5 protein-coding genes are annotated in these 5,226 nt (G+C 60.1%); 3 read left to right on the forward strand and 2 right to left on the reverse strand.

Features of this window, described 5'->3' with window-relative positions:
• Positions 1-286 (forward strand): family 20 glycosylhydrolase (locus AACS24_RS22055; protein WP_258223024.1); only part of this gene is annotated, 286 nt, incomplete at its 5' end.
• A 155-nt stretch (positions 287-441) separates the two neighbouring features.
• Positions 442-786 carry an MGMT family protein gene (locus AACS24_RS21535; RefSeq protein WP_042029407.1) on the forward strand — a complete coding sequence of 115 codons (345 nt, stop codon included), beginning with the start codon at positions 442-444 and terminating at the stop codon, positions 784-786.
• Positions 787-826: 40 nt separating this feature from the next.
• Here the strand turns inward: AACS24_RS21535 and AACS24_RS21540 are convergent, their stop codons facing one another.
• Together AACS24_RS21540 and topA are read right to left on the reverse strand one after the other, a co-directional pair.
• Entirely contained in the window at positions 827-991 is a 165-nt protein-coding gene (locus AACS24_RS21540) for a hypothetical protein (RefSeq protein ID WP_165791285.1), read from the reverse strand.
• Between the two features lie 97 nt (positions 992-1,088).
• Entirely contained in the window at positions 1,089-3,710 is a 2,622-nt protein-coding gene (gene topA / locus AACS24_RS21545; protein WP_108571959.1) for a type I DNA topoisomerase, read from the reverse strand.
• Positions 3,711-4,054: 344 nt separating this feature from the next.
• Here topA and astB point away from each other — a divergent pair.
• The coding region (astB, locus tag AACS24_RS21550) for an N-succinylarginine dihydrolase (RefSeq protein WP_258223025.1) at positions 4,055-5,226 on the forward strand (1,172 nt) is incomplete at its 3' end.

Raw genomic sequence — 5,226 nt, forward strand, 5'->3', positions numbered from 1 at the left:
CTGGGCGGGAACCCTCAATCTGGAGCAGATCTACTCGTGCGACCCTGCCCCAGCCGATTTCCATGCCAGCGATAACATCCTCGGGGTGCTGAGCCCCTTGTGGTCAGAATTGATCACCTCGCGCGATCGTCTCGACTACATGTTGTTCCCGCGCATGCTGGCCACGGCCGAGGTGGCCTGGAGCGCTCCTGCCCGCAAGGGGTGGGAGCACTTCGCCGCCCGGCTGCCCGGCCAGCTGCAGATCCTCGACCAACTGCAGGTGCGCTACCGGATGCCACAGAGGTAATGTTGTCTTTACTTTGGCGGCCCTCAGGCCGCCTTTTTTCATTCAGGCCCCACCATCCCCTGATATCAGATGTTCCAACCTCTCCCACGCCTTGCTCCCGGCCCCGCCAAGAAGCCACAATGGCCCATCCACTCAACGGCAACAGCAGACTCTCCATGTATCACCCCTCCCATGAAAAAGTGGCCAGAATCGAGGCGATCATCGCGCTGATTCCTGCAGGCAAGGTAGCCAGCTACGGTCAGGTAGCCGATCTGGCGGGTCTGCCCGGGCGGGCAAGGCTGGTAGGCAAGGTGCTGCGGGAGACCGACAAGGTGCTGCCATGGCATCGGGTGCTGGGCGCTGCAGGCACCATTTCGTTGCCCAAAGGGTCAGAGGGATTTGCCACCCAGGTCGGCTTGTTGCAGGAGGAGGGGGTTGCCGTGATTGGCGGGCGAGTCAGAATGCGGGACTGGCAGTGGCAGCCCGACCTGGCCGAGCTGCTGTTTTTACTGCCGTTTTGATGTTGTTCTTCACCTGCAGTGGTGATTGTTGGCCTGACGCTTACTCCAGCGGTGCCAGGATCTCGTCGCTGCGAACCTGCACCGGAATGGTTTCATCTTCGCGCTGCAGCAGCACCAGCAAGCTTTGCCGGTCCACTTCCAGCACATAGGCCGCCCCTTCACGGGTCATGCAGCTCATGCCCGGCCGGATCTCGTGTATCTCCATCACCACCTCCCTGTTACAACACTGCACTCCTTGCAGCTGGTACTCAGTATATGCTGCTCAACAAGCAAAGAGGCCCCTTGTCGGGGCCTCTTTCTCATCAGGCTTTCTTCGCCTTTGGCAAACTCTCTTGCCAGGTGCCGTTATCGTAGTGAGCGGTCCAGCCGGTCGCCTTGCCGTTGACCTCGGTCATCACGTACTGCTCCTTGGTCTTGCGACTGAAGCGCACGATGGCCGGGTTGCCATCCGGATCGGTGAGCGGGGCTCCCGCCAGATACTTGTGCTTGGCCGAGATGCGATCCTTGAAGCGCTTGAGCTCCTCCACCAACGGCGCGCGGGTCTCGCGGGATTTGGGGAAGTTGCTGGCCGCCAGGAACAGACCGGCAGCCCCGTCACGCAACACAAAGTGGGCGTCGGACTGGGTGCACTTGAGCTCGGGCAGTGGTACCGGATCCTCTTTCGGCGGCGCGATGTCACCGTTTTTCAGGATCTTGCGGGTGTTCTTGCAAGTCTCGTTGGTACAGCCCATGTACTTGCCGAAACGGCCGTTCTTGAGCTGCATCTCGCTGCCACAGCGGTCACACTCGATGCTCGGCCCTTCGTAGCCCTTGAGCTTGAACTGACCCTTTTCAATTTCGTAGCCATCGCAATCGGGGTTGCGACCACAGACGTGCAGCTTGCGGCTGTCGTCGATGATGTAGGCATCCATCGCGGTGCCGCACACGCCACAGCGGTGCTTGGCACGCAGCGCCTCGGTTTCCGCCTCTTCGCCATCGGTGGCGGAGACGAATTCGTCGGCAGAGACCAGGTTCATGGTCTTCTTGCAGCGCTCTTTCGGCGGCAGGGCATAACCGGAGCAACCGAGGAACACGCCGGTGGTGGCGGTACGGATACCCATCTTGCGACCGCAATCAGGGCAATCGATATCGGTCAGCACCATCTGGTTGGCACGCATGCCGCCCTCTTCCGGCGCCTTGTCCGCTTTCTCCAGCTCATGGGTAAACTCGGCGTAGAAGGCATCCAGCACCTTCTTCCACTCGAGGCTCCCTTCGGCGATGCCATCGAGCTTGTCTTCCATCTTGGCGGTGAACTCGTAGTTCATCAGCTCGACGAAGTTCTCGACCAGACGGTCGGTGACGATCTCGCCCATCTTCTCGGCGAAGAAACGGCGACTATCGACCCGCACATAGCCGCGATCGACGATGGTGGAGATGATGGAGGCGTAGGTAGACGGACGGCCAATGCCGCGTTTTTCCAGCTCGCGCACCAGCGCCGCTTCGGTAAAGCGTGCGGGCGGCTTGGTGAAGTGCTGGCGCGGATCCAGCTTGAGCAGTTTCAGAACCTCGCCGACAGTTACCGCCGGTAGCTGGGTATCTTCACCCTTGCGACCCATCGGCGGCAGCGCCTTGGTCCAACCGGCAAAACGCAGGGTACGGCCACGAGCCTTGAGCTCGAACTCTCCCGCCTTGACGGTCAGGGTGGAGGAGTCGTACTGAGCCGGGGTCATCTGGCAGGCGACAAACTGACGCCAGATAAGGTCGTAGAGACGCATGGCATCCGGTTCCATCCCTTCCAGCATCTCGGCAGTCACCAGCACGCTGGAGGGACGGATCGCCTCGTGGGCCTCCTGGGCATTGGCCTTGGCACCGTAGAGGTTAGGCTCGGCCGGCAGGTAGGCGGCGCCATACTGCTCGCCGATATATTCCCGCACCGCCTCGACCGCCTCTTTGCTGAGGTTGGTCGAGTCGGTACGCATATAGGTGATGTAACCCGCTTCATAGAGACGCTGGGCCATCATCATGGTCTTCTTGACCCCGAAGCTCAGCCGGGTAGAGGCCGCCTGCTGCAGGGTGGAAGTGATGAAGGGCGCGGACGGCTTGGAGCCGGTCGGCTTGTCTTCCCGGTTAACGACCTTGTAGTCGACCCCTTCCAGGGCCGCGACGGCAGCGAAGGTCTCGGCCTGGGTTACCGGCTTGAAGTCGGCGCCGTTGCGGCTGACCACCTCCATCCGCAGCTCGCTCTTCTCGGTGGTCAGCAGGTCGGCGTTGAGATCCCAGAACTCGACCGGCACGAACGCCTTGATTTCGCGCTCTTTATCGACGATCAGACGCACCGCGACGGACTGTACCCGACCGGCAGAGAGGCCGCGAGCCAGCTTTTTCCACAGCAGCGGAGAGACCATGTAGCCTACGACGCGGTCGAGGAAACGACGAGCCTGCTGGGCGTTGACGCGGTCAATGTTGAGCTCGGAGGGCTGGGCAAACGCCTCCTTGATGGCGGTTTTGGTGATCTCGTTGAACACCACGCGTTTGTAGCGGCTCTCGTCGCCACCGATGATCTCGCGCAGGTGCCAAGCGATCGCTTCCCCTTCTCTATCCAAGTCGGTTGCGAGATAGATGGTGTCAGCCTTCTCGGCCAGACTCTGCAACTCGCTGACCACCTTCTCCTTGCCGGGCAAAATCTGGTAGTTGGCCTGCCAGCCCGCGGTCGGGTTGATCCCCATCCGGGCAAACAGAGCTTTGCGCTCCTTGGCTGCCTTTTCGGTTTCGCTCAACTTGATGCCGCGAATGACGGGTTTCTTGGGCTCGGTGCTGGCGCTGCCGCTGGTGGGCAGATCGCGAACATGACCCACGCTGGATTTCACCACGTAGTCCTTGCCCAGATATTTGTTGATGGTCTTGGCCTTGGCCGGAGACTCCACTATGACCAGTGATTTGCCCATGCTGTAACTATTATCCTCATTGCACCCGACGGGGTTGGTGTGCGGTTTTGTGGGGCTGTATAAGAGATTTGGCGGGAAAAAGCAATCTTGTGACTCAATTTGCCTGACCAGCCCCTACCGCGCTGCTTCTTTATTTATTAATGCGAAGGGTCAGCGTCGGGTGCAACCGCTTTTTCATTTTTCTGCCATACGGCCCCTCTTTTTATATCGGAAACGACATAAAAACGTCTGCTGGTTACCGGCTTGTTACAAAAACATAAAATCTCTTTATAATGGCCCCACCCCGACGCATTGTGCGCGGAAGGAATCCGCTACCCATCATAAAAATCGAAAGGATGTACTCAATGAAGCACTTCGAGGTCAATTTCGACGGACTGGTCGGCCCGACCCACAACTACGCCGGTCTCTCCTACGGCAACGTCGCCTCCCAGAACAACGCCCAGGAAGCCTCCAACCCGAAAGAGGCGGCCAAGCAGGGGCTGCGCAAGATGAAGGCGCTGAGCGAACTCGGCATGACCCAAGGGGTGCTGGCGCCACAAGAGCGCCCCGATCTTGCCACTCTGCGCCGCCTCGGCTTCACCGGCAGCGATGCCCGGGTGCTGGAGCAGGCCGCCAAACAGGCTCCTGCCGTACTGGCCGCCTGCTACTCGGCCTCCAGCATGTGGACTGCCAACGCAGCCACAGTCTCCCCGAGTGCCGATACTCAGGATGGCCGCATTCACTTCACCCCCGCCAACCTGACCAACAAATTTCACCGCTCCCTCGAGCCGGATGTCACCGGTCGTATCCTGCGTGCCGTGTTCAATAACGAGCGCCACTTCAGCCACCACCTCCATCTGCCGGAAAATGATCACTTCGGCGATGAGGGGGCGGCCAACCACACCCGGCTCTGCCGTGCATATGGCGAAGCAGGAGTCGAGCTGTTCGTCTATGGTCGCAGCGCCTTTGATCTCTCCCGCCCGGCACCAAAGCGCTATCCGGCCCGCCAGACTCTGGAAGCGAGTCAGGCCATCGCCCGCCTGCATGGTCTTGATGAGGAGAGCGTGGTCTTTATCCAGCAAAATCCGGAGGTGATCGATCAGGGGGTATTCCACAACGACGTGATCGCGGTGGGTAACCAGAACGTGCTCTTCTTCCACCAGCAGGCATTTCTCAACACCGAACAGGCGCTGGCCGAGGTGCAAACCAAGTTTGGCGAGGGGGAGCTGCACTTTATCGAGGTGCCGACTGCCGAAGTATCGGTGCTGGATGCGGTGAAATCCTATCTGTTCAACACCCAGATCCTCACCCTGCCCAATGGCGAGATGGCGATCATCGCTCCCACCGAATGCCGCGACAATCCGGCGGTGTCGGCGTACCTGAACAAGCTGCTGACCATGAACACGCCTATCAAGGCCGTTCACTACATGGACGTGAAGCAGAGCATGCGTAATGGCGGTGGCCCCGCCTGTCTGCGGCTGCGGGTCGCCATGAACGATGCCGAACTCGCGGCGGTCAATCAGGCCTGCCTTATCAA

Origin of the sequence: Aeromonas sp. HMWF016 (assembly GCF_963878195.1) — a bacterium.
GTDB classification, from domain to species: Bacteria; Pseudomonadota; Gammaproteobacteria; order Enterobacterales; family Aeromonadaceae; genus Aeromonas; species Aeromonas lacus.

What these genes read in the sequence shown, in the direction of transcription:
- AACS24_RS21535 (WP_042029407.1), top strand. Translation starts at nt 442, where the DNA reads ATGTATCACCCCTCCCATGAAAAAGTGGCCAGAATCGAGGCGATCATC.
- AACS24_RS21540 (WP_165791285.1), bottom strand. Translation starts at nt 991, where the DNA reads ATGGAGATACACGAGATCCGGCCGGGCATGAGCTGCATGACCCGTGAA.
- topA (WP_108571959.1), bottom strand. Translation starts at nt 3,710, where the DNA reads ATGGGCAAATCACTGGTCATAGTGGAGTCTCCGGCCAAGGCCAAGACC.